The sequence below is a fragment of the Shewanella sp. S1-49-MNA-CIBAN-0167 genome (assembly GCF_040310145.1).
Lineage (GTDB): Bacteria > Pseudomonadota > Gammaproteobacteria > Enterobacterales > Shewanellaceae > Shewanella > Shewanella psychromarinicola.
In genome coordinates, this window is sequence record NZ_JBEOPO010000381.1 from 1 (window position 1) to 255 (window position 255).

The 255-nt window shown below is 86.3% G+C and carries 1 protein-coding gene; it reads left to right on the forward strand.

From position 1 onward, the window contains the following. Positions 1 to 255 (forward strand): hypothetical protein (locus tag AAEZ00_RS21720; RefSeq protein ID WP_351090059.1); only part of this gene is annotated, 255 nt, incomplete at both ends.

Below are 255 nucleotides of genomic sequence, written 5' to 3' on the forward strand. Positions count from 1 at the left end.
AGTCACGTCATCGGGTCGTGCGTGTGGGCGGCTGGGGGGTGGGGGGGGGGTCGGGGGGCGGGGGGGGGGGGGGCGGCGGGGGGGGGGGGGGGGGGGGGGGGGCGTGGGGGGGGGGGGGGGGGGGGCGGGGGGGGGGGGGGCCGGGGGGGCGGGGGGGGCGGGGGGGGGCGGGGGGGGCCGCCCCGCGCGCGAGGACGGAAGAGACCAATGGCCCGGATCCCATCCACCAAGCGCCGGCTAGGAGGCGCGCCACGA